This is a genomic window from Enterobacter sp. BIDMC93 (assembly GCF_001037805.1).
Classification (GTDB): Bacteria; Pseudomonadota; Gammaproteobacteria; order Enterobacterales; family Enterobacteriaceae; genus Enterobacter; species Enterobacter hormaechei_C.
On sequence record NZ_KQ089962.1, the window covers coordinates 3559134 to 3581153 of the forward strand.

21 protein-coding genes are annotated in these 22020 nt (G+C 58.1%); 11 read left to right on the top strand and 10 right to left on the bottom strand.

What is annotated here, in order from left to right:
* Window positions 1-40: 40 nt before the first annotated feature.
* Together SK58_RS16720 and arsC are read left to right on the top strand one after the other, a co-directional pair.
* Complete coding sequence (locus SK58_RS16720) at window positions 41-1330, top strand: arsenic transporter (RefSeq protein WP_039271233.1); 1290 nt, start codon at window positions 41-43, stop codon at window positions 1328-1330.
* Between the two features lie 12 nt (window positions 1331-1342).
* The gene (gene arsC, locus SK58_RS16725) at window positions 1343-1774 is read left to right on the top strand and encodes a glutaredoxin-dependent arsenate reductase (protein ID WP_015571020.1); all 432 of its coding nucleotides are present in this window, start codon (window positions 1343-1345) and stop codon (window positions 1772-1774) included.
* A gap of 21 nt (window positions 1775-1795) precedes the next feature.
* On the opposite strand, the gene SK58_RS16730 is transcribed toward arsC, so the two are convergent.
* Window positions 1796-2347 carry a TetR/AcrR family transcriptional regulator gene (locus SK58_RS16730; RefSeq protein ID WP_015571021.1) on the bottom strand — a complete coding sequence of 184 codons (552 nt, stop codon included), beginning with the start codon at window positions 2345-2347 and terminating at the stop codon, window positions 1796-1798.
* An 82-nt stretch (window positions 2348-2429) separates the two neighbouring features.
* Between SK58_RS16730 and SK58_RS16735 the strand changes: the two genes are divergently transcribed.
* Window positions 2430-3644, top strand: coding sequence for an MFS transporter (locus SK58_RS16735; RefSeq protein WP_047063417.1), 1215 nt, complete (start codon window positions 2430-2432; stop codon window positions 3642-3644).
* Window positions 3634-4446 carry a Cof-type HAD-IIB family hydrolase gene (locus SK58_RS16740; RefSeq protein ID WP_045327996.1) on the top strand — a complete coding sequence of 271 codons (813 nt, stop codon included), beginning with the start codon at window positions 3634-3636 and terminating at the stop codon, window positions 4444-4446. The genes SK58_RS16735 and SK58_RS16740 overlap by 11 nt, the downstream gene beginning before the upstream one ends.
* A gap of 90 nt (window positions 4447-4536) precedes the next feature.
* Here the strand turns inward: SK58_RS16740 and SK58_RS16745 are convergent, their stop codons facing one another.
* A complete protein-coding gene (locus SK58_RS16745) occupies window positions 4537-5769 on the bottom strand; it encodes an MFS transporter (protein WP_032608925.1) in 1233 nt (410 codons plus the stop codon).
* A 167-nt stretch (window positions 5770-5936) separates the two neighbouring features.
* Here SK58_RS16745 and SK58_RS16750 point away from each other — a divergent pair, with 167 nt between their 5' ends.
* The 3 genes from SK58_RS16750 (at window position 5937) to deoR (ending at window position 8107) form a co-directional block, all read left to right on the top strand.
* A complete protein-coding gene (locus SK58_RS16750) occupies window positions 5937-6665 on the top strand; it encodes a phosphatase PAP2 family protein (protein WP_032653080.1) in 729 nt (242 codons plus the stop codon).
* A 7-nt stretch (window positions 6666-6672) separates the two neighbouring features.
* On the top strand, window positions 6673-7281 hold the full coding sequence (gene ybjG, locus SK58_RS16755) for an undecaprenyl-diphosphate phosphatase (protein ID WP_015571025.1): 609 nt from the start codon (window positions 6673-6675) through the stop codon (window positions 7279-7281).
* A gap of 67 nt (window positions 7282-7348) precedes the next feature.
* Window positions 7349-8107 carry a DNA-binding transcriptional repressor DeoR gene (gene deoR / locus SK58_RS16760; RefSeq protein WP_017384886.1) on the top strand — a complete coding sequence of 253 codons (759 nt, stop codon included), beginning with the start codon at window positions 7349-7351 and terminating at the stop codon, window positions 8105-8107.
* 84 nt (window positions 8108-8191) lie between these two features.
* Here deoR and dacC read toward each other — a convergent pair whose 3' ends face one another.
* On the bottom strand, window positions 8192-9397 hold the full coding sequence (dacC, locus tag SK58_RS16765) for a serine-type D-Ala-D-Ala carboxypeptidase (RefSeq protein WP_023296184.1): 1206 nt from the start codon (window positions 9395-9397) through the stop codon (window positions 8192-8194).
* 243 nt (window positions 9398-9640) lie between these two features.
* Between dacC and SK58_RS16770 the strand changes: the two genes are divergently transcribed.
* Window positions 9641-10267 carry a glutathione S-transferase family protein gene (locus SK58_RS16770; RefSeq protein ID WP_017384888.1) on the top strand — a complete coding sequence of 209 codons (627 nt, stop codon included), beginning with the start codon at window positions 9641-9643 and terminating at the stop codon, window positions 10265-10267.
* Here the strand turns inward: SK58_RS16770 and SK58_RS16775 are convergent, their stop codons facing one another.
* On the bottom strand, window positions 10268-11386 hold the full coding sequence (locus SK58_RS16775; protein ID WP_017384889.1) for a PQQ-dependent sugar dehydrogenase: 1119 nt from the start codon (window positions 11384-11386) through the stop codon (window positions 10268-10270). It abuts the gene before it with no gap.
* Between the two features lie 106 nt (window positions 11387-11492).
* Window positions 11493-11876, bottom strand: coding sequence for a biofilm formation regulator BssR (bssR, locus tag SK58_RS16780; RefSeq protein ID WP_032620009.1), 384 nt, complete (start codon window positions 11874-11876; stop codon window positions 11493-11495).
* Window positions 11877-12093: 217 nt separating this feature from the next.
* On the opposite strand from bssR, the gene rimO reads away from it, so the two are divergent.
* Entirely contained in the window at window positions 12094-13419 is a 1326-nt protein-coding gene (gene rimO / locus SK58_RS16785) for a 30S ribosomal protein S12 methylthiotransferase RimO (protein WP_017693743.1), read from the top strand.
* A gap of 63 nt (window positions 13420-13482) precedes the next feature.
* Here rimO and gsiD read toward each other — a convergent pair whose 3' ends face one another.
* The 5 genes from gsiD to iaaA are packed head-to-tail and all read right to left on the bottom strand — an operon-like array spanning window position 13483 to window position 19705.
* Complete coding sequence (gene gsiD, locus SK58_RS16790; protein WP_039271244.1) at window positions 13483-14394, bottom strand: glutathione ABC transporter permease GsiD; 912 nt, start codon at window positions 14392-14394, stop codon at window positions 13483-13485.
* Window position 14395: 1 nt separating this feature from the next.
* Window positions 14396-15316, bottom strand: coding sequence for a glutathione ABC transporter permease GsiC (gsiC, locus tag SK58_RS16795; protein ID WP_006809475.1), 921 nt, complete (start codon window positions 15314-15316; stop codon window positions 14396-14398).
* A gap of 5 nt (window positions 15317-15321) precedes the next feature.
* Complete coding sequence (gene gsiB, locus SK58_RS16800; RefSeq protein ID WP_015571028.1) at window positions 15322-16860, bottom strand: glutathione ABC transporter substrate-binding protein GsiB; 1539 nt, start codon at window positions 16858-16860, stop codon at window positions 15322-15324.
* Between the two features lie 23 nt (window positions 16861-16883).
* Window positions 16884-18755, bottom strand: coding sequence for a glutathione ABC transporter ATP-binding protein GsiA (gsiA, locus tag SK58_RS16805; protein ID WP_023296179.1), 1872 nt, complete (start codon window positions 18753-18755; stop codon window positions 16884-16886).
* 11 nt (window positions 18756-18766) lie between these two features.
* Window positions 18767-19705, bottom strand: a complete 939-nt coding sequence (gene iaaA / locus SK58_RS16810) for a beta-aspartyl-peptidase (RefSeq protein WP_048220243.1) — start codon at window positions 19703-19705, stop codon at window positions 18767-18769.
* Between the two features lie 189 nt (window positions 19706-19894).
* Here iaaA and moeA point away from each other — a divergent pair, with 189 nt between their 5' ends.
* Window positions 19895-21127, top strand: a complete 1233-nt coding sequence (gene moeA, locus SK58_RS16815) for a molybdopterin molybdotransferase MoeA (protein ID WP_047746853.1) — start codon at window positions 19895-19897, stop codon at window positions 21125-21127.
* Between the two features lies 1 nt (window position 21128).
* Window positions 21129-21881 (top strand): molybdopterin-synthase adenylyltransferase MoeB, encoded by a 753-nt coding sequence (moeB, locus tag SK58_RS16820; RefSeq protein ID WP_023296178.1) that lies wholly within the window; start codon window positions 21129-21131, stop codon window positions 21879-21881.
* The last annotated feature ends 139 nt before the right edge of the window (window positions 21882-22020 follow it).

Below are 22020 nucleotides of genomic sequence, written 5' to 3' on the forward strand. Positions count from 1 at the left end.
CCAAAACATATTCACAATAACAGATATAATGGAGTAAAAGATGTTTCTGGCAGGAGGGATTTTTTTATTCACACTGGTGCTGGTCATCTGGCAACCCAGAGGGCTCAGCATCGGCTGGAGCGCTACCATTGGCGCCGCGCTGGCGCTGATGAGCGGCGTTATCCACATTAACGATATCCCTGTGGTGTGGAATATCGTCTGGAATGCGACGGCAACGTTTATCGCGGTTATCGTTATCAGCCTGCTGCTGGATGAGTCCGGCTTTTTCGAGTGGGCCGCGCTGCACGTTGCCCGCTGGGGAAACGGTCGCGGGCGATTGCTGTTTACCTGGATCGTGCTGCTGGGCGCAGCCGTGGCGGCGCTGTTTGCCAATGACGGCGCGGCGCTGATCCTCACCCCTATCGTCATCGCTATGCTGCTGGCGCTGGGGTTCAGCAAGCAGGCTACGCTGGCGTTCGTGATGGCGGCGGGATTTATCGCCGATACCGCCAGCCTGCCGCTGATTGTCTCCAACCTGGTCAACATTGTGTCGGCGGACTTCTTTAAGCTGGGCTTCAGCGAATACGCCTCGGTGATGATCCCGGTTGATATCGCTGCGATTGCCGCAACGCTGGTGATGCTGCATCTGTTCTTCCGAAAAGAAATTCCCCCCGAATATGACCAGGCAAAACTCCGCGAGCCCGTACGGGCCATTCACGACCTGCCAACGTTCAGAACGGGCTGGATCGTGCTGCTGCTACTGCTTGTCGGTTTCTTTGTGCTTGAACCTCTGGGTATCCCGGTCAGCGCTATCGCAACAACTGGCGCGCTGATTTTGTTTGCCGTTGCTAAACGCGGGCACGCCATTAACACTGGAAAAGTGCTGCGCGGCGCGCCGTGGCAAATTGTTATCTTCTCGCTGGGGATGTATCTGGTGGTGTATGGCCTGCGCAACGCCGGGCTGACGGAGTCTCTTTCAGGCGTTCTTGATCACTTAGCCGGATACGGACTCTGGGTCACCACGCTGGGAACCGGATTTATCACCGCCTTCCTGTCATCCATAATGAACAATATGCCAACGGTGCTGATTGGCGCGCTCTCCATTGAGGGTAGTGCTGCAACAGGGTTGGTTAAAGAGGCGATGATTTACGCTAACGTGATTGGCTGCGATTTGGGGCCGAAAATTACCCCCATAGGAAGTCTGGCTACCCTGCTCTGGCTCCATGTGCTGGCACAGAAAAACATGACTGTTACCTGGGGCTACTACTTCAGGACGGGCATCATAATGACCCTGCCGGTTCTCTTTGTGACGCTCGCCGCACTCGCGCTACGTCTCTCCTTCACACCATAATGAGTCACTGATATGAGCTACATCACCATTTATCACAACCCCGCCTGCGGCACGTCGCGCAATACGCTGGAGATGATCCGCAACAGCGGTACGGAACCAGAGATTGTCCTCTATCTGGAAAACCCGCCGTCACGCGATCAACTGACCAGGCTGATTGCAGACATGGGGATTTCCGTGTGCGATCTGCTGCGCAAAAACGTCGAGCCTTATGAGCAACTGGGCCTTGCCGGGGGAAATTTCACCGATGACCAGCTTATCGATTTCATGCTGCAATACCCCATCCTGATTAACCGTCCGATTGTGGTGACACCGCTGGGCACCCGTCTGTGCCGTCCTTCTGAAGTCGTTCTCGACATCCTTCCGGACGCGCAAAAAGGGGCATTTACAAAGGAAGATGGCGAAGTCGTCGTTGACGCCAGCGGGAAAAAAATCTCCCGACAGTAAGCGTAGCCGGGGCGAGTGCTATCAGACGGTATCCTCGCCTGCAATCCGCCCCACCATCACCCGGATCTCCTCCCGGGTTAACGGCGACCGATCGGTCACAAAATGCAGCGTCATCCCCTCGATAAACGCATCCAGCGCGCGGGCGGTGGCCGGATCAAACCACTGCTCCAGCGTAGCCTGGCTCATCTTCATCCAGTCCTGCATCACCGTTTTCAGCGCGGCGCTGCGGTGCATAAACGCGTACAGCTGATACATCAGCGCCATATTGTGTGGCGTGGTCACGGCTGAACTGTGGATCAGCGTGGTAATGGCCTCGCACGCCCTCTCGCGCCCCGTAACCCCCGCGAAGAAATCCCGGTACTGCTGAGACATCTGCTGCGTAAACCACGTGAATGCCTCCTCCAGAAGCGACTCCATCCCGTCGAAATAGTAGGTCATCGACCCCAGCGGCACGCCTGCGCAGGTGGCAATTTTGCGGTGCGTGACGGCATGAATACCGTGCTCAGCAATGGTGTCCAGCGTCGCCTGGAGTATCTTCTCGCGGCGGTTAGGGTCGTTCGGTGGTCTGCTCATAAAATCCTCATCCGGTTTATGTACAAATGTACACAAAGTTGCTAGTGTTGTCGCTATTGTTGTACTTCTGGTGCTGATCCCAATGACGCTAACTTCTCCTCGCAAAGCCCTGCATCTGCGCATGTGGGCGCTGTTTATGTTCTTCTTCATCCCCGGGCTGCTGATGGCTTCCTGGGCAACGCGCACCCCGGCAATCCGCGATACGCTATCCGTTTCGACGGCGGAGATGGGGATCGTGCTGTTTGGCCTGTCGATTGGCTCGATGAGCGGCATCCTCTGCTCGGCCTGGCTGGTGAAGCGCTTTGGCACGCGCGCGGTGATCCGCACCACCATGTGCTGCGCACTGGTAGGTATGCTCGGTCTGAGCGTGGCGCTGTGGTTCGCCTCGCCGCTGATGTTTGCCCTTGGCCTGATGGTATTTGGCGGCAGCTTTGGTGCGGCGGAAGTGGCCATTAACGTCGAGGGGGCCGCCGTTGAACAGGCGATGAACAAAACGGTGCTGCCGATGATGCATGGCTTTTACAGCCTCGGCACGCTGGCGGGCGCGGGCATAGGGATGGCGCTGACGGCGCTGGGCATTGCGGCCAATGTGCACATTTTACTCGCGGCGCTGGTCTGCATTATCCCGATCCTCACCGGCATCAGGGCTATTCCCGCAGGCACAGGACAAAATGCCTCGGACGAACAGAAGTCTGCGGCAAAAGGGTTGCCCTTCTATCGCGATTTCCAGCTGATGCTGATTGGCGTGGTGGTACTGGCGATGGCGTTTGCTGAAGGCTCCGCCAACGACTGGCTACCGTTGCTGATGGTGGACGGGCACGGATTTAGCCCCACCTCCGGCTCGCTGATTTACGCCGGGTTTACGCTCGGCATGACCGTCGGACGCTTTACCGGGGGCTGGTTTATCGACCGTTACAGCCGCGTGGCTGTCGTCCGTGCCAGCGCCCTGCTGGGTGGGCTGGGCATCGCGATGATTATCTTTGTGGATGTGGACTGGATTGCCGGCGTGTCGGTGATCCTGTGGGGACTGGGCGCCTCCCTTGGCTTCCCGCTGACCATTTCCGCTGCCAGCGATACCGGCCCCGACGCGCCGACGCGCGTGAGCGTCGTGGCGACCACGGGCTACCTCGCTTTCCTGGTGGGCCCGCCGCTGCTTGGATTCCTCGGTGAGCACTACGGGTTACGCAGCGCGATGCTGGTGGTATTAGGGTTAGTCATTATTGCCGCCCTGGTGGCGCGAGCGGTGGCAAAACCGGAAGCAGAAACAACGTCAATGGAGAAGGGATATGAGCGTTAAACTGATTGCAGTCGACATGGATGGCTCCTTCCTGAGCGATGCGAAAACCTATAACCGCGCGCGTTTTCTGGCGCAGTACGCGCGCATGAAAGCGCAAGGCATCCGTTTTGTGGTCGCCAGCGGAAACCAGTACTACCAGCTGATCTCATTTTTCCCGGAGATCGCCCATGAAATTGCCTTCGTCGCCGAAAACGGCGGCTGGGTGGTGGATGCGGGCGAAGACGTGTTTAACGGCGAACTGTCGAAAGAGCATTTTCTGACCGTCGCCACCCTGTTAAACGACGTGCCCGGCATTGAGATAATTGCCTGCGGAAAAAACAGCGCCTACACGCTGAAAACGTATAACGACCTCTTCAAAGAGATTGCTGCGAAATACTATCACCGCCTTGAAAGCGTCAGCAGCTTTGACAACCTCAACGATATTTTCTTCAAATTCGGGCTAAACGTCTCTGACGACGAAATTCCGCGCATTCAGGCGCTGCTGCATGAGAAGCTTGGCGACATCATGGTGCCGGTGACCACGGGACACGGCAGTATCGACCTGATTATCCCCGGCGTACACAAAGCTAACGGCCTGCGGATCCTGCAAGCGCGCTGGGGCATTGAGGACAGTGAAGTGGTGGCCTTTGGCGACAGCGGTAACGACGTGGAGATGTTGCGCCAGGCAGGGTATGGCTTCGCGATGGCCAATGCCAGACCGCACATTAAGGCGGTGGCCCGCTATGAAGCGCCGAACAATAATGACGAAGGGGTGCTGGACGTAATTGATAGGGTGCTGGATGGGAGGGCGCCGTTTAATTGATTCCGTGCGCTCTGGTGCCCTCCCCCTGACCCTCTCCCACAGGGAGAGGGGACTGTCCCGAGCTCGCCCACGGGGGAGAGGGAATAAGAATTACGGTTGCAGGGCGTTTCCGACGCGTTTGTCTTTCAGGAATACCACCATCAGGGCAATCCACAGCACGCCGTTGGCGAGGTTAAACAGGCTGAACAGTCCGTTACCGCCGAAAGCATAGGCATGCTTGCTCACCTCAATACCGACGGTGAAAATCAGCATTTGCAGCATACCCATCGCGGCAGACACCGTGCCTTTACTCATTTCACTGGCGAACAGCGTCAGGCGTACCAGGCCAGCATTCGCCACGCCAATACCAAACGCGTAAATGCTCAGCCCCGCCGTCATCCACAGGTACGCATGGGACGAGGCTACGGTCGCCACCGCCGCGATAATCAGCCCTGCCGCAATGGGCCAGCCGCCCATAATAATCAGCGAACGCACGGTACGGCGGGACGTCAGACGTGCCAGCACCAGGTTACCGATAATCAGCGCGCCAAAAATCGGCACCTGTAACAGGCCATACTCATAGCTGCTAAGCTGTTCGCCGCTGATGATAATGACCGGCGACTGGGCAATCCACGCCAGCAGCGGTAGGCTGACAAAGCCCGTCGCCAGCGCGCCCGCGACAAAACGACCGTTTTTCAGCACCGCCTTATAGTCACGCCCCAGCTCTTTAAGCGAGAGCTTTTCGCCCAGGCGGGTGGCGGTCTCCGGCATCGCACGGTGCAGCCCAAAGAAAGAGATGGCCGCAAGCGCGGCAAAGAGGACGAACATCCCTTCCCACGGCGCAACGTGGACCCATGCGGCTCCCACCAGCGGCCCCAGAAGCGGCGCAATCAGCGCCACGTTCGCCATCAGCGCGGTTATTTTGATACATACCGCCTCCTCAAACGACTCCTGAATAGCGGCGTAGCCCACGGCGCCAATAAAGCACAGGCTCACGCCCTGAAGGAAACGCAGCAGCGTGAATTGCTCAATGTTCTGCGCCAGCAGCGTGGCGAGACAGGTGACGATAAACCACACCACGCCCGTCAGCATCACCGGGCGGCGGCCAATACGATCCGACAGCGGCCCTAAAAGCCACTGTAAAAACATGCCGCCCGCCAGATAGGCGGTCATGGATGTAGGTACCCACTCAATACCTGCGTTGTACTGCTCAACCACAGCCAGCATGCCTGGCTGGATCATGTCGTTGCCGATGTAGGTAGAGAATTCGTAAAGCACCAGACACAGAGGAAAAAGTAACGCCTGACGACCCAGACGATTACCGGAAGAAGAACGGTTTATCATGCAATCTCTTTAGTATGAAAAAATCGCGATGAGTGTAATGAATTGCCGCTGTCTGAGATAGCATAATCACGTGAAAACACAGAAATAAGGCACTTATCGTTGTTGTTTAAGGTTTCCTTAAGTTGCCCTCCCTATGATAGTGCTATTTCACGTTATTGACCGAAACTATGACACACGCCGTCAGCCCTTCAGAATTATCTAAGTTACCGACAAATAAGACAAAAAGCCTTTACCGTTTTTCTGCCCGCTTTTATGGTTATCAGCTTTTCGGGCTGATCGTCCTTGCGCTGCTTTTTACCTGGCTTTCGCGCGATGAATCGCTTGACCGATGGATAACCGGCTTCTGGTATGACGCGGCGACGCACCATTTCCCGCTACAGCAAAACCCGCTGCTGGATCTGCTGAACCATCGGCTGGCGAAATATGTGACCATTGCGCTGGCTGCCGCATCGCTGATTTACGGCGCTTACAAACGCAATGCCCGGCTGGTGACGGCCGCGCTTCTGATGGGGCTGGGGGCGCTGGTAGTTGGGGTGCTGAAAAGCATAAGCCACCACAGCTGTCCGTGGGATCTGGTGGAGTATGGCGGCAAAGCCGTCTCGTATCCCCTGTTCAGCGCCGTTCCGGCAGACAGCGGACCGGGACGCTGCTTTCCCGGCGGCCACGCCTCAAGCGGGTTTATGGTGATGGGGTTGTTTTTTGCCTTCTGGCGTGAACGTCCGCGCCTGGCATGGTCCTTTGTCGCGTTAGGCGTTGTTATGGGGCTGCTGATGGGATTCGGGCAGGTCATGCGCGGCGCGCATTTTTTCTCTCACAACCTGTGGGCCGGGTGGTGGGTCTGGTTTTCCCAGGTGCTGGTTTACGGGCTGGTTTCCACCTGGTTTGCTAAAGAGTAACGAGATTATGTTAGAAAATCTGAACTACGAACTGTTTTACCTGCTCAACGCCACGCCAGCATCACCGGAATGGATGATCGATCTCGCCACCTTCATTGCGAAAGATGTGATCAGCATTGTACCGGCGCTGGCGGTGATCCTCTGGTTATGGGGACCTCGTACACAGGTCACCGCCCAGCGCCATCTGGTGATCAAAATGGCGATGGCGATCGGCGTGAGCGTGCTGGCAAGCTACGTGCTGGGCCACGCCTTTCCGCACGATCGTCCGTTTGTCGATCGCGTCGGCTACAACTTCCTGCACCATGCGCCGGATGACTCGTTCCCGAGCGATCACGGCACGGTGATCTTCACCTTTGCGCTGGCCTTCCTGTTCTGGCATCGCCTGTGGTCTGGCATGGTGCTGATGGGGGTGGCGGTCGCCATCGCCTGGTCCCGCGTCTACCTGGGCGTGCACTGGCCGCTGGATATGGTCGGCGGTTTCCTGGTGGGGCTGATGGGCTGCGTCAGCGCAGCCATCCTGTGGAGCCTCTTTGGTCCGGCGCTTTATCGTGGATTATCACAGGCCTATCGCGTTCTGTTTGCCCTTCCGATCCGCAAAGGCTGGATACGTGACTAACCCCGGTCCGTCAGGTTACACTTGAGCCCCCGCCCTGCGGGGGCTCACTTTTTTAGCCCGAGGATCTATGGAAACACGTCGCGATGACCGCATTGCTCAGCTGCTTCAGGCGCTGAAGCGCAGCGATAAGCTGCATCTTAAGGAAGCCGCTACCCTGCTTGGCGTGTCTGAAATGACCATTCGTCGCGATCTGAACAGCGACAGCGCCCCCGTTGTGCTGCTTGGCGGGTATATTGTTCTGGAGCCGCGTAGCGCCAGCCATTATCTGTTAAGCGATCAAAAAACACGCCTGGTGGAAGAGAAGCGCAAAGCCGCGCGGCTCGCCGCCTCGCTGGTGCAGCCGCATCAAACGCTGTTTTTTGACTGCGGTACGACAACCCCGTGGATCATCGAGGCCATCGACAGCACCGTTCCCTTTACCGCCGTCTGTTATTCGCTAAACACCTTCCTGGCCTTGCAGGAGAAACCGGCGTGCCGGGTGATTTTGTGCGGCGGCGAGTTTCATGCCAGCAACGCCATCTTCAAACCGCTGAATATTCAGGACACGCTGAGCAATGTATGCCCGGATATCGCCTTTTACTCTGCGGCGGGTGTGAATGTGAAACAGGGGGCAACCTGTTTTAATCTTGAAGAGTTACCGGTGAAACAGTGGGCGCTCAACGCCGCACAGCAGCATGTGCTGGTGGTTGATCACAGTAAATTTGGCAAGGTCCGTCCGGCAAGGATGGGGGAACTGTCGCGCTTTGACGCCATCGTCAGTGATTGCCGCCCGGATGACGAGCTGGTGTCGTATGCAAAGGCGCAGCAGGTGAAGTTGATGTATTGAGGTTATGCCGGGTGGCGCTTCGCTTACCCGGCCTACAACAGCTCGAACGAAGGCCGGGTAAGCGCAGCGCCACCCGGCAAAAACCTAGCTGAACCAGCTGCCAAACCAGCCGTGGAACTTCATTAACACAAAGTCCCACATCCGGCTGAAGAAGCCCCCCTCTTCCACCGCTTCCATCACCACCAGCGGACGCTGCTCAATGGATTTGCCGTTAAGCTGGAAATCTATCGTCCCGACCACCTGGCCTTTTTTCAACGGCGCGGTCAGCTGTGGCTCGGTCAGGGTATAGCTGGCTTTCAGGTTTTTCAGCTGACCGCGTGGAATGGTGACGGACCCCGCTTCACCTGCCCCCAGGTTCACTTCACTTTTATCCCCAAACCAGACGCGCTGGCTGACGAAGGTGGCGTCCGGCTTAATCGGCGTGACGGTTTCAAAGAAGCGGAAACCCCAGGTCAGCAGTTTTTCGGATTCATTAAAACGAATGCGGTCGGTTTTCGTCCCCAGCACCACCGAGATCAGGCGCATGTCGCCCTGCGTCGCAGAAGCCACCAGGTTGTATCCGGCCCCGGCGGTCGTCCCCGTTTTCATGCCGTCCACGTTAACGTTACTGCTCCAGAGCAGACGGTTACGGTTAGGCTGGCGGATATTGTTGAAGGTAAACTCTTTCTCTTTATGGATGGCGTACTCATCCGGCACGTCATGGATCAGCGCTTTGCCCAGCAGCGCCATATCGCGCGCGGTACTGAACTGACCGGGCGCATCCAGGCCGTGAACGGTTTTAAAGGTGGTGTTGGTCAGACCCAGTTTTTGCGCGTAGCCATTCATCAACCCAATGAATGAGTCCTGACTGCCTGCGACGTAATCGGCCAGCGCAATACAGGCATCATTTCCCGACTGAATAATGACCCCTTTATTCAGATCGGAAACGGAGACCTGATCGCCGGGCTTCAGGAACATGACGGACGAGCCGCGCAGCGCCGGGTTACCCGTCGCCCAGGCATCTTTGCCGACGGTGACCATGTCATCCAGCTTGATCTTGCCCGCTTTCAACGCCTGGCCCACAACATAGCTGGTCATAATTTTCGTCAGGCTCGCCGGGTCGAGTTTTTCGTCGGCGTTACCTTCCGCCAGCACTTTCCCGCTGGCGTAATCCATCAGGATCCAGGCGCGCGCATCGACAGGCGGCGCTTCGGGCGCCGTCTGTTCCGCCGCATGGAGCGTTGGGGCAAAAAGGAAAAGCAGCGCCGAGCCTGCCGCCAGGCTGCGCAGAGAAGAAGTTTTTTGCGTCATAAATGCCACCCGAGTGTCCATTCTAAAAATCACGTCACAATCACCGTGTCGCAAGAAGCGATGAGTAATAGCGCACTACAGCGTTCAAAGAAACCTGTTCCAGGTAAAGTTTTTAAAGTTTATGCAATAACATTCAGATACGCTTTGATTGCGGCGTTTTTTTTAGCATCTGTTGCGTAATTGTTAGGTTTATCTCACCATGGCGAAAAGCTGACTCGGATTCACATCTCATCGGGAGTAAATATGATTACGCTGTGGGGCAGGAACAATTCGACTAACGTGAAGAAAGTGCTCTGGACGCTGGAGGAGCTGGATTTACCGTTCAACCAAATCATGGCTGGCATGGCGTTCGGGGTGAATAAAGACGCCGACTATCTGGCGATGAACCCAAACGGACTGGTGCCGTTGCTGCGCGATGACGAGACAGACGCCACGCTGTGGGAGTCCAACACCATCGTGCGTTATCTCGCCGCGCAATACGGCCAGGGTCGCCTGTGGGTGGAAAATCCGGCCCGGCGCGCGCAGGGCGAAAAATGGATGGACTGGGCAAACCAGACGCTTTCCCCCACGCACCGGGTGATCCTGATGGGGCTTGTCCGCACGCCGGAAGCCGAACGTGATTATCCCGCCATTCATGCCGCCCAGGACGCCTGCGAATCCCTGTTCGCGATGATGGACGACGAACTGGCGAAGCACGCCTGGTTCTCCGGCGACACCTTCGGCGTGGGCGATATCGCCGTCGCCCCCTTCGTCTGGAACCTCACTAACATGGGTCTTAGCTGGAGCCCGCGCCCTCACCTGGAGCGCTGGATCCAGCAGCTTAGCGAGCGCCCGGCGTATCGCAACGTGGTGATGATCCCGGTGACCTGATTACGACCTGGACGGGCTGACTTTCAGCAGTTGCCCGTCCGTCTCGTCAGTCAGCACGTACAGATAGCCATCCGGCCCGACGCGCACATCGCGAATACGCTGATCTTTATCGCCCAGAATGCGTCCGTCCTCCGTCACGCTATTGCCCTTCACGCTCAGCACGATGACGTCTTTCTCCTTCAGCGCGCCTATAAACAGCTTGTTTTTCCACTGCGGGAAGACGTCGCTGTTGTAGAACGCCATGCCGCTGACGGCGGGCGATACTTTCCAGACAAACAACGGCTTTTCGGTGCCCTCGACGTGCTCGCCTTTCGCTTCCGGGATTTTCAGGCCGCTGTAATTGATCCCGTGCGTCGCCAGGGGCCAGCCGTAGTTTTTGCCCTTCTCAGGAATGTTAATCTCATCCCCACCGCGTGGTCCGTGTTCGTTGAGCCACAGCGTGTCGCTCCACGGATTCATCGCCATCCCCTGCGGGTTGCGAATGCCATAGGACCAGATTTCAGGGCGCGCACCGGCGGTGTTCACAAACGGATTATCCGGCGGCACTTTTCCGTCCTCCGTCAGGCGCACCACCTTGCCCTGAAGCTTGTCCAGCTCCTGCGCCGTCGGGCGCTGGTTGTTTTCACCCAGGCCAATAAAGAGATAGCCTTTGCCGTCGAACACCAGCCGTCCGCCAAAGTGGTTGCCGGTAGAGAGCTTCGGCATCTGTCGGAACACCACCTGGAAGCCCTCAATGCGCGAAAGGTCATCGCTCAACCGCCCGTAGCCCACGGCGGTACCCGCTTTGCCATCATTACCTGCCTCGGCGAAGCTGAGCCAGACCCGCCGTGACTGTGCAAAATCCGGGGCCAGCGCGACGTCCAGCAGTCCGCCCTGGCCGCTCGCCCACACTTTCGGCACGCCGACAATCGGATCGGAGAGCCCTTTTCCTGCCTGCCAGTGCTTAAGCTGCCCGTCTTTGAGCGTGATGAGCAGCCCCTTGTTATCTGGCAGAAACGCCAGCGACCAGGGGTGATCCAGTTTTGTCTGTAGCACGTCGACCTTAACCGTCTCAGGCGCTGCAAGCAGTGAAAGCGGGAATAACAAGACTGGAAGGAAAATCAGCGAGGATCGAGGCATAACGCACTCCTTTATCGACATATGGCTTAAAGATTAGCCACTGTTCCCGGGTGCGTTACCACTTTTACAAAAGCTTAATCAGAAGGGGGAGTTGCCTCCCCCGGGTTCAGTGCCGGGCAAGCGTTTCCGGCTTGTTCAGACACATGATGCAAAGCGCGAGCGTGGTCAGGCAGTTTTCAAGCTTCTCCGCGTTAACGGCAATAAAATTCGGGCAGTCGTGACGTCCGTTCATCAAACAGACCCCGGCGATGGAGAGCACCTCGGCGGCGCGGCGCAGCGCCACTAATTCGCTTTCAGCGCAGTGCGCTTTCAGGATGGGTGCTTTTTCACGCATGAAATTGCAAAGTTCAAAGAAGTTATCACGCAGATTTTCGCTTTCGCTGACTGACATATACCCTTTCGCCTTGCGGAGTTGCAGATATGCGGCCAGGTCGATTCGGGCGTTGATCAGCTTGTTAAGCAGATCGCGTTTCAGTCTGTCAACGGACATGCTATTTCCTCCCCTGTCAGCCATGTTACCTTATTAAGGATAAGGTCATTTTTTGTACAATGTAATGCCTGAGATCAATAAACGATAACTGATTAACATTCTTTACAATGTTACAACGATTGCCCGCCTCAACTGCGCCATCAAGAGTGTATAAATCCCCCGCGATACGCTGTAAAATCCCGCCCTGATAACTCCATAATTGATGAATTTTTAACCTATGAGCAATGTTACGCACCCGCCGAAAATCGGCTTTGTCTCCCTCGGCTGCCCGAAGAACCTGGTGGACTCCGAACGCATCCTGACTGAACTTCGCACTGAAGGCTATGACGTGGTGCCAAGCTACGACAACGCCGACATGGTGATCGTCAACACCTGCGGGTTCATCGACAGCGCGGTCCAGGAGTCACTGGAAGCCATTGGTGAAGCCCTGACGGAAAACGGCAAAGTGATTGTCACCGGCTGCCTGGGCGCGAAGGTGGATCAGATCCGCGAAGTGCACCCGAAAGTGCTGGAGATCACCGGCCCGCACAGCTACGAGCAGGTGCTGGAACATGTTCATCACTACGTCCCCAAACCAAAGCACAACCCGTTCCTGAGCCTGGTGCCGGAACAGGGCGTGAAGCTGACGCCGCGCCACTACGCCTACCTGAAAATTTCCGAAGGCTGCAACCACCGCTGTACCTTCTGCATCATCCCGTCGATGCGTGGCGATCTGGTGAGCCGTCCGATTGGCGAGGTGCTGGCAGAAGCCAAACGCCTGGCCGACGCGGGCGTGAAGGAGCTGCTGGTCATCTCCCAGGACACCTCCGCCTACGGCGTGGACGTCAAACACCGCTCCGGTTTCCACAACGGCGAGCCGGTGAAAACCAGCATGGTCGGCCTGTGCGAGCAGCTGGCTAAGCTCGGGATCTGGACGCGCCTGCACTACGTCTACCCTTATCCGCACGTTGACGATGTGATCCCGCTGATGGCGGAAGGCAAAATCCTGCCGTATCTGGATATCCCGCTACAGCACGCCAGCCCGCGTATTCTGAAGCTGATGAAACGTCCTGGCTCCGTGGATCGCCAGCTGGCGCGCATCAAGCAGTGGCGTGAGATCTGCCCGGATCTGACCCTGCGCTCCACCTTTATTGTCGGCTTCCCGGGTGAAACCGAAGAAGATTTCCAGATGCTGCTCGACTTCCTGAAAGAGGCGCGTCTGGATCGCGTCGGCTGCTTCAAGTACAGCCCGGTTGAAGGCGCAACGGCCAACGAGCTGGCGGACCAGGTACCGGAAGAGGTAAAAGAGGAGCGCTGGAACCGCTTTATGCAGCTGCAACAGCAGATCTCTGCTGAACGCTTGCAGGAGAAAGTGGGCCGCGAAATTCTGGTGATTATCGACGAAGTGGACGAAGAAGGCGCGATTGGCCGCAGCATGGCGGATGCGCCTGAAATCGACGGCGCGGTGTACCTGAACGGCGAAACACAGGTTAAGCCGGGTGATATTATTCGCGTGAAGGTTGAAAACGCGGATGAGTATGACCTGTGGGGTAGCCGGGTTTAAACACCCTGCTTCCCTTTTGTAGGCCGGGTAAGGCGTAGCCGCCACCCGGCACATTCCACAGCACTACCCTTTTATCCGCGGATCCAGCGCGTCGCGCAGCCCATCCCCCAGCAGGTTAAACGCCAGCACGGTCAGGAAAATCGCCAGGCTCGGGAAGATCGCCACGTGTGGCGCAATCACCATATCCGCCCGCGCCTCGTTCAGCATCGCGCCCCACTCCGGCGTCGGCGGCTGTGCCCCTAACCCCAGAAACGACAGGCTGGCCGCCGAGATAATCGACACGCCTATGCGCATGGTGAAATAGACCACGATAGACGAGACCGTTCCCGGCAGAATATGGCTCAACAGGATGGTGGCATCGCTGGCTCCCATGCTGCGCGCCGACTCGATAAAGGTCTGCTGCTTCAGCACCAGCGTGTTGCCACGTACCAGACGCGCGAAAGCGGGAATCGAGAATACCGCCACGGCGATAATGACGTTCGCCATGCCGCTGCCCATCACCGCCACCACGGCAATCGCCAGCAGAATACCGGGAAAGGCAAACAGCACGTCGCAGATACGCATGATGATGCGGTCCCACCAGCCTTCGTAGTACCCGGCCACCAGCCCCAGCACGGTGCCAATTGCTGCGCCCATCAGCACCGCGAAGACCCCGGCCGCCAGTGAGATCTGCGCCCCTACCAGCACGCGGCTAAAAATATCGCGCCCGAGCGAGTCCACGCCAAACCAGTGCATCATCGACGGACCATCGTTCAGCCGGTCGTAGTCGAAGTAGTTTTCCGCATCAAACGGGGCTATCCAGGGGGCGATAATCGCCACCAGGATCAGCAGTAACACAAACAACCCGGCGACCATAGCGACGGGCTGACGACGGAATCGACGCCAGAACTCAACCCACGGGGTGCGAATATGGTCCGGCCTGATCCCCGGCATAGCGTTTAAAATGGCCTGGCGACGCCAGTTCAGTAATCGCATCTTACTTATACCTGATGGCCGGGTTAATGGCGGCGTAAAGCACATCCACCACTAAGTTGATAAGAATAAACTCCAGCGAGAAAAGCAGGACTTCAGCCTGAATAACCGGATAGTCACGCATATCGACCGAGTCGACCAGCAGGCGCCCCAGCCCCGGCCAGTTAAAGACCTTCTCAACCACGATAGAGCCCCCCAGCAGGAAGCCGAACTGTAGCCCCATCATCGTGACCACCGGGATCATCGCATTACGAAAACCATGCTTCAGAATGACCCATTTCTCACTCACCCCTTTTGCCCGCGCGGTGCGAATGTAATCTTCGCTCAGCACGTCGACAAACGAGGCGCGGGTAAACCGGGCCATAACCGCCGCAACGGCCGCGCCTAGCGTCATAGAGGGCAGAATGTAGTGCTTCCAGGTGTCGGCCCCGACGGTCGGCAACCAGCCCAGCTCGACGGAGAAAATCTGCATCAGCAGCATGCCCAGCGCAAACGCCGGGAAAGAGATGCCGGTGACCGCCAGCGCCATACCGAGCTTATCCGGCCAGCGGTTGCGCCAGACGGCGGCGACAATCCCCGCGCCCAGGCCAAAGACAACCGCCCAGCTCATACTGGCAATCGTTAACCAGAAGGTAGGCATAAAGCGGCTGGCAATCTCCTCCGACACCGGACGACGCGACACCATTGAGATGCCGAAATCGCCCTGAAGGACATTGCCAATGTAACGCAGAAATTGCCTGTACAGCGGCTGGTCAAGACCGAGCTGTTTACGCACCAGTTCAATAACCGTCGCATCCGCTTCCGGTCCGGCAATCAAACGCGCCGGATCGCCGGGCAGCATATGGACAAACAAAAACACCAGCACGGCCACAATCAGCAGCGTCGGGATAAGCCCCAGCAGGCGTTTACACACATAATTCAGCATGAGTTTTATTTCAAATCCGCGTCATCAAAGCTAAAGCCCGTATCCGGCATGATGTAAAAACCGGTCAGCGCTTTGTTGTGGGCTGAGACCAGTTTTTCCACCACCAGCGGCACCCACGGCGACTCTTTCCAGATAATGTCCTGCGCCTCTTTGTACAGGCGTGCTTTCTCTTCCGGTTTGGTGGTTTTCAGGGCATCGGCCAGATCTTTATCCACCTGCGGATTACTGTAGAACGCGGTATTGAACAGCGTTGGCGGCCAGTTCTGGGAAGCAAAAAGCGGCGACAGGGACCAGTCCGCTTCTCCGGTTGAAGCCGTCCAGCCGGTGTAGAACATCCGCACGCCGCTCTCTTTCTGTCCTTTGCCTTCCACTTCCGCCGCTCGCTGTCCGGCATCCATCGCCGTAACCCTGGCTTTAATGCCCACCTGCGCCAGCTGCTGCTGGGTAAATTGCAGCACCTTCTGTGCGGTACTGTGGTTATGCGACGACCACAGCGTGGTGCTAAAGCCGTTCGGATAGCCCGCCTCTTTCAGCAGTTCCCGCGCTTTCGCCGGATCGTAAGGCCACGGCTGATAGCTTTGCGCGTACTCAATGGTTGGCGGCATCACGCCCGTCGCCGGGGTGGCGTAGCCGGCAAAGGCCACCTTCACCAGCGCCTGGCGGTTAATGGCGTAGTTGATGGCTTCACGCACCTTCGGGTTATCAAACGGTTTCTGCGTGACGTTCATGCTGATGTAGCGCTGCATAATCGACGGGCTGGCCACCAATTCCAGCTTGCTGTTTTTCGCCAGCAGCGCCGCCTGTTCGTACGGGATCGGGAAGGCAAACTGCGCTTCGCCGGTTTGCAGCATTGCGGCGCGGGTGTTGTTGTCCACTACCGGCCGCCAGGTGATGGTATCCAGCTTCGGCAGCCCCTGCTGCCAGTATCCGGCGAATTTTTTCACCTTCACAAAATCGGTCTGGTTCCAGGTGAGCAGTTCGTACGGTCCGGTCCCCACCGGGTGGAATCCAATCTCTTTGCCGTATTTTTTCAGGGCGGCGGGGGAAATCATCGCCGTCGCGGGATGCGCCAGGATATTGATGAACGCCGAGAACGGCTCTTTGAGGGTGATCTTCACCGTCGCCGGATCAACCACCTCGGTTTGGGCGATATTTTTATACAGGTTGTAGCGTTTAAGACCGTTTTCCGGATTGCTGGCACGATCCAGGTTGACCTTAACCGCCTCGGCGTTGAAGTCGGTGCCATCCTGGAACTTCACGCCGGTACGGAGCTTAACGGTATAGACCAGCCCGTCGTCCGACACGGTATAGCCTTCCGCCAGCACGTTTTTCAGCTTCATTTCGCGGTCCAGGCCGAACAGCCCCTGGTAGAAGGATTTTGCCACCGCCTGAGAAAGAGTGTCGTTGGCATCATACGGATCCAGGGTCGTGAAGTTAGACCCCACAGCCACCACCACATCTTTCGCCGCGAACGCGGGGGCGGCGGCCAGCGCAGCCGTCACGCTCGCGGCCAGCAGCCATTTACGAGCAACAAAAGGAACCATTGTGTTCTCCTGCCTGTTGTAAGTTATAACCGCGAGAATGCATTGCCCTGACGCGGTGGTGCGACAAAATGACCGGGTCCCACCTCACGCAGCGCCACGCGCTCCAGGGTTTCGCCCCGTTTACGAATATTGCTCGGCATTTCGTCCTGCAACAGCACGCGCTGGGCGTGACGATGCTCAGGATCGGCAACCGGTACGGCAGCCATCAGCTTGCGGGTGTAAGGGTGCTGCGGGTTTTCAAACACCGCCCGACGGGGGCCGATTTCAACAATTTGCCCCATGTACATCACCGCCACGCGATGGCTGATCCGCTCCACCACCGCCATATCGTGGGAGATAAACAGAAACGCAATGCCCAAATCCCGCTGTAAATCGAGCAGGAGATTGATGATTTGCGCGCGGATAGAGACATCCAGCGCTGACACGGACTCATCCGCAATCACCACTTTCGGATTGAGGGCCAATGCCCTCGCAATGCAGATACGCTGGCGCTGACCGCCAGAAAATTCGTGCGGATAACGCCAGGCATGCTCCGGCTTCAGGCCCACGCGCTCCAGCAGCCATGCGACGCGGCGCTGCGCGGCTTCACCGTCGAGCAGGTTATGCACCCGCAGCGGCTCCATAATCGAGTACCCCACCGTATGGCGCGGATCGAGCGACGCATAAGGATCCTGGAATATAAACTGAATATCCCGGCGCACCGCCTGCAATTTACTGTTAGGGAGCGTGTCGATGCGCTCACCGTTGAAGGTGATGCTCCCCTCCTGCGACGCCACCAGCCTGAGCAGCGCCCGCCCGGTGGTGGATTTACCGCAGCCGGACTCCCCCACCAGCGCCAGCGTTTCGCCCGGCCAGAGATCAAAACTGACGTTTTCAACCGCATGCACTTCGCGCTTCACGCGATTGAGGATCCCGCTACGCAGCGGGAAACGGGTCACCAGGTCACGCACTTCGAGGATTGGCCTGCCGGGAACCACCGTATCCTGCTCGGTTTCGTCTTCCTGCTGGCCCTGTTCGGTCTGTGAGAACAGCGGAAAACGGCGCGGAAAATCACTGCCATTCATGGCCCCCAGACGCGGGACCGCCGCCAGTAGCGCTTTGGTATAAGGATGCACCGGCGCATGAAAGACCTGCTCCACCGTGCCGGTTTCCACGGCATTGCCCTGATGCATAACCAGCACCCGATCGGCAATATCCGCCACCACCCCCATATCATGGGTGATGAAAATCACCCCCATCTCCATCTCCTGCTGCAATACCTTAATCAGTTGCAGGATCTGGGCCTGAATGGTGACATCCAGCGCCGTGGTGGGTTCGTCCGCAATGAGCACCGCCGGACGGCACGACAGCGCCATCGCAATCATCACCCGCTGGCGCATGCCGCCGGAAAGCTGATGCGGATAGCGGGACAAAATCGCGTGCGCCTCAGGGATACGCACCAGCTCCAGCATCCGTTTTGCTTCGTTGAGCGCCTCATCACCGCTCAGTCCCTGATGCAGGCGGATAGATTCGGCAATCTGCTCGCCCACCGGAAAAACCGGGTTCAGGGAGGTCATCGGCTCCTGAAAAATCATCGCAATATCTGCCCCGCGCACCCCCTGCATCTGGGACGCACTCAGCTCGTTGAGATCGATAACCTGACGGTTGCGACGGCGCAACAGCATCCGCTCGCTGGTGACCTGCCCGCCCGTCTGCTCAAGCAGACGCATCAGCGCCAGCGCGGTAACGGATTTACCGGAACCTGATTCGCCAACAATCGCCAGCGTCTCGCCGCGCCTGAGCGAAAACGATAAATTCTGTACTGCGGGGATGAACTGCCGCTCTTCCTGAAACGCAATATTCAGTTGGTGGACAGCCAGCACTTCGCAGTTGTCCAGCTCTTCACGGTGCGGCACGCAATGCCCCCTTATTCACGATAAATGCCTGTGCTGGGCGCATCGCCGGCATACCCCCACGCCCGGTACATCCCTTCACTGTTGAACGGCAGAGCCACGTTGCCCTCCCGATCCACCGCAATTAAGCCGCCAATCCCGCCCAGCGCCGGCAGTTTCTCCATCACTACCCGCTCGCAGGCCTCACTCAGGCTTAATCCGCCGTAATCCATTAGCGCGGTAATGTCGTAGGCCGCCAGCGCGCGGATAAACACTTCGCCGGTGCCGGTGCATGACACCGCCGCGGTGGCGTTATTGGCGTAACACCCGGCCCCCGGCAGCGGGCTGTCGCCGACGCGACCGGGAAGTTTGTTGGTCATACCGCCTGTCGACGTCGCGGCGGCGAGATTACCGGCTTTATCCAGCGCCACCGCGCCTACCGTGCCCATTTTGCTGCGTTCATCGAGCGGCGCGGCATGGTCCAGCTGCGTCATCCCCGCTGTACGGGCCTCCAGCAGTTGCCGGTAACGCTCCTCGGTGGAAAAAAGATCGGGCGAGATCGTGTCCATCCCGTGCTCGACGGCAAATTTTTCCGCCCCCGCCCCGGCCAGCAGCACATGCGGGCTTTGTTCCATCACCAGACGCGCGGCCAGCACCGGATTACGCAGACGGCTGACGCCCGCTACCGCGCCCGCCTTCAGGGTGACGCCGTCCATCACGCAGGCATCCAGCTCGTGCGTTTCATTGCGCGTAAAGACCGATCCAATACCGGCATTAAACAGCGGGCACTCCTCCAGCAGACGTACTGCTTCGGTCACCACGTCCAGCGCGCTGTCGCCCGCTTCCAGCATCCGCTGGCCTGTTTCCACAATGGCGTTCAGCGCATCAATATAACGCTTCTCCTGCTCGGGACTGAGCTGTGCACGGGTGATTGCCCCGGCACCGCCATGAATTGCGATAACCGCTTTACTCATTTCGCATCACCCATCAGCCTGGCTGGCTGCTTTTTCTATAAATATCATTATCGTCGACGAATCTTCAGATGATTTTTGAATATAGAAAGACGCAACTGTGATGTAAAGCGTACACCCATCGGGTCATACAGTTAGCCGCACTTTTCTGCCATAATGAGCGCTTTCGTTGTTACTCCGCAGGAGCCCACCATGGATTTTACCGCCGGACTGATGCCGCTTGAGACGGCACTCTCGCAGATGCTTGACCGCATTACTCCACTGCACGACGTTGAGACACTGCCGCTTGTACGCTGTTTTGGCCGTATTGCCGCGCGCGATATCGTCTCGCCGCTGAACGTGCCGGGGTTCGATAACGCGGCGATGGACGGCTATGCCGTACGTCTGGCGGATCTGCAAACGGGTCAGCCGCTGCCGGTGGCAGGTAAAGCGTTTGCCGGGCAGCCGTTCAACGGTGAGTGGCCAGCGGGCACCTGCGTGCGCATTATGACCGGCGCGCCGGTGCCAAAGGGCTGTGAAGCCGTGGTGATGCAGGAAGAGACCGAACAAACGGACGACGGCGTGCGTTTTACCGCCAGCGTCAAAGCGGGACAGAATATCCGCCATATCGGGGAAGACATTACCCTGGGCGCAACGGTCTTTGCCGCCGGGCAAAAACTGACGGTCGCCGAACTGCCGGTGCTGGCATCGCTTGGCATCGCGGAGATTGACGTGGTCCGCAAAGTGCGCGTGGCGGTGTTCTCCACGGGAGACGAGCTACAGCTTCCGGGTCAGCCGCTGAACGAGGGGCAGATTTACGACACCAACCGTCTGGCGGTGCACCTGATGCTTGAGCAGCTGGGCTGCGAGGTGATTAACCTCGGTATCATTCCTGACGATCCGCAAAAACTGCGCGCGGCGTTTATCGACGCTGACGCCTCTGCCGACGTGGTGATCAGCTCCGGCGGCGTTTCGGTTGGCGAAGCGGATTACACCAAAATCCTGCTTGAAGAGCTGGGTGAAATCGCCTTCTGGAAGCTGGCGATTAAACCGGGCAAACCGTTCGCATTTGGCAAGCTTCCGCACAGCTGGTTCTGTGGCCTGCCGGGTAACCCGGTCTCTGCCGCGCTGACCTTCTACCAGCTGGTGATCCCGCTGCTGGCGAAGCTTTCAGGCAACAATGCCAGCCCGCTGCCGGAACGTGTGCGCGTACGGGCGGCAACGCGCCTCAAAAAATCACCGGGCCGTCTCGATTTCCAGCGCGGCATTCTGGCGCGCAACGCCGACGGCGAGCTGGAGGTGAGCACCACCGGGCATCAGGGTTCACACATCTTTAGCTCCTTCAGTCAGGGGAACTGCTTTATCGTGCTGGAGCGCGATCGCGGCCACGTTGAGGCGGGCGAATGGGTTGAAGTAGAACGCTTTAACCACCTGTTCGGAGGCTGACATGACGGTGGAACTGAGCGACCCGGAGATGATGCGCTATAACCGCCAGATCGTGCTGCGCGGGTTTGATTTCGAGGGCCAGGAAGCGCTCAAGGCGGCCAGCGTGCTGGTTGTGGGTCTTGGCGGGCTGGGCTGCGCGGCAGCGCAATATCTGGCTGCGGCGGGCGTCGGCAGCATGACGCTGCTGGATTTCGACACCGTGTCGGTGTCCAACCTGCAACGCCAGACGCTGCACAGCGACGCGACGGTCGGTCAGCCTAAAGTGGAATCAGCACGCACGGCGCTGGCGCGCATTAACCCCAACGTTCAGTTCACCCTGATTGACGCGATGCTGGATGACGACGCGCTGTTTGCCCAGATTGCACGGCATGACCTGGTGCTGGACTGCACCGATAACGTCGCCATTCGCAACCAGCTCAATGCGGGCTGCTTTGCCCGTAAAACGCCGCTGATTTCCGGCGCGGCCATCCGCATGGAGGGACAAATCAGCGTCTTCACCTACGCTGAAGGAGAGCCCTGCTACCGCTGCCTGAGCCGTCTGTTTGGCGAGAATGCGCTGACCTGCGTCGAGGCGGGCGTGATGGCGCCACTGGTTGGCGTTATCGGTTCCTTGCAGGCGATGGAGGCGATCAAAGTGCTGGCGCACTACGGCACGCCCGCAGCGGGTAAAATCGTGATGTATGACGCGATGACCTGCCAGTTCCGCGAGATGAAGCTGATGCGTAATCCCGGGTGTGAGGTGTGCAGCAAATAAAAAAGTCGGGTGGCGGCTTCGCCTTACCCGACCTACAACGGCTCGAACGGCGCCACCCGGCAACAGCAATGCGAATGTAGGCCGGGTAAGCGTCAGCGCCACCCGGCAACAGCGATGCAAACGTAGGCCGGGTAAGCGT

What these genes read in the sequence shown, in the direction of transcription:
- SK58_RS16775 (WP_017384889.1), bottom strand. Translation starts at nt 11,386, where the DNA reads ATGCCTCGATCCTCGCTGATTTTCCTTCCAGTCTTGTTATTCCCGCTT.
- gsiD (WP_039271244.1), bottom strand. Translation starts at nt 14,394, where the DNA reads ATGCGATTACTGAACTGGCGTCGCCAGGCCATTTTAAACGCTATGCCG.
- moeB (WP_023296178.1), top strand. Translation starts at nt 21,129, where the DNA reads ATGACGGTGGAACTGAGCGACCCGGAGATGATGCGCTATAACCGCCAG.
- iaaA (WP_048220243.1), bottom strand. Translation starts at nt 19,705, where the DNA reads ATGAGTAAAGCGGTTATCGCAATTCATGGCGGTGCCGGGGCAATCACC.
- dacC (WP_023296184.1), bottom strand. Translation starts at nt 9,397, where the DNA reads ATGACGCAAAAAACTTCTTCTCTGCGCAGCCTGGCGGCAGGCTCGGCG.
- bssR (WP_032620009.1), bottom strand. Translation starts at nt 11,876, where the DNA reads ATGTCCGTTGACAGACTGAAACGCGATCTGCTTAACAAGCTGATCAAC.
- rimO (WP_017693743.1), top strand. Translation starts at nt 12,094, where the DNA reads ATGAGCAATGTTACGCACCCGCCGAAAATCGGCTTTGTCTCCCTCGGC.
- gsiC (WP_006809475.1), bottom strand. Translation starts at nt 15,316, where the DNA reads ATGCTGAATTATGTGTGTAAACGCCTGCTGGGGCTTATCCCGACGCTG.
- SK58_RS16740 (WP_045327996.1), top strand. Translation starts at nt 3,634, where the DNA reads ATGAGCGTTAAACTGATTGCAGTCGACATGGATGGCTCCTTCCTGAGC.
- SK58_RS16750 (WP_032653080.1), top strand. Translation starts at nt 5,937, where the DNA reads ATGACACACGCCGTCAGCCCTTCAGAATTATCTAAGTTACCGACAAAT.
- gsiB (WP_015571028.1), bottom strand. Translation starts at nt 16,860, where the DNA reads ATGGTTCCTTTTGTTGCTCGTAAATGGCTGCTGGCCGCGAGCGTGACG.
- SK58_RS16720 (WP_039271233.1), top strand. Translation starts at nt 41, where the DNA reads ATGTTTCTGGCAGGAGGGATTTTTTTATTCACACTGGTGCTGGTCATC.
- moeA (WP_047746853.1), top strand. Translation starts at nt 19,895, where the DNA reads ATGGATTTTACCGCCGGACTGATGCCGCTTGAGACGGCACTCTCGCAG.
- arsC (WP_015571020.1), top strand. Translation starts at nt 1,343, where the DNA reads ATGAGCTACATCACCATTTATCACAACCCCGCCTGCGGCACGTCGCGC.
- SK58_RS16730 (WP_015571021.1), bottom strand. Translation starts at nt 2,347, where the DNA reads ATGAGCAGACCACCGAACGACCCTAACCGCCGCGAGAAGATACTCCAG.
- SK58_RS16770 (WP_017384888.1), top strand. Translation starts at nt 9,641, where the DNA reads ATGATTACGCTGTGGGGCAGGAACAATTCGACTAACGTGAAGAAAGTG.
- ybjG (WP_015571025.1), top strand. Translation starts at nt 6,673, where the DNA reads ATGTTAGAAAATCTGAACTACGAACTGTTTTACCTGCTCAACGCCACG.
- SK58_RS16745 (WP_032608925.1), bottom strand. Translation starts at nt 5,769, where the DNA reads ATGATAAACCGTTCTTCTTCCGGTAATCGTCTGGGTCGTCAGGCGTTA.
- SK58_RS16735 (WP_047063417.1), top strand. Translation starts at nt 2,430, where the DNA reads ATGACGCTAACTTCTCCTCGCAAAGCCCTGCATCTGCGCATGTGGGCG.
- deoR (WP_017384886.1), top strand. Translation starts at nt 7,349, where the DNA reads ATGGAAACACGTCGCGATGACCGCATTGCTCAGCTGCTTCAGGCGCTG.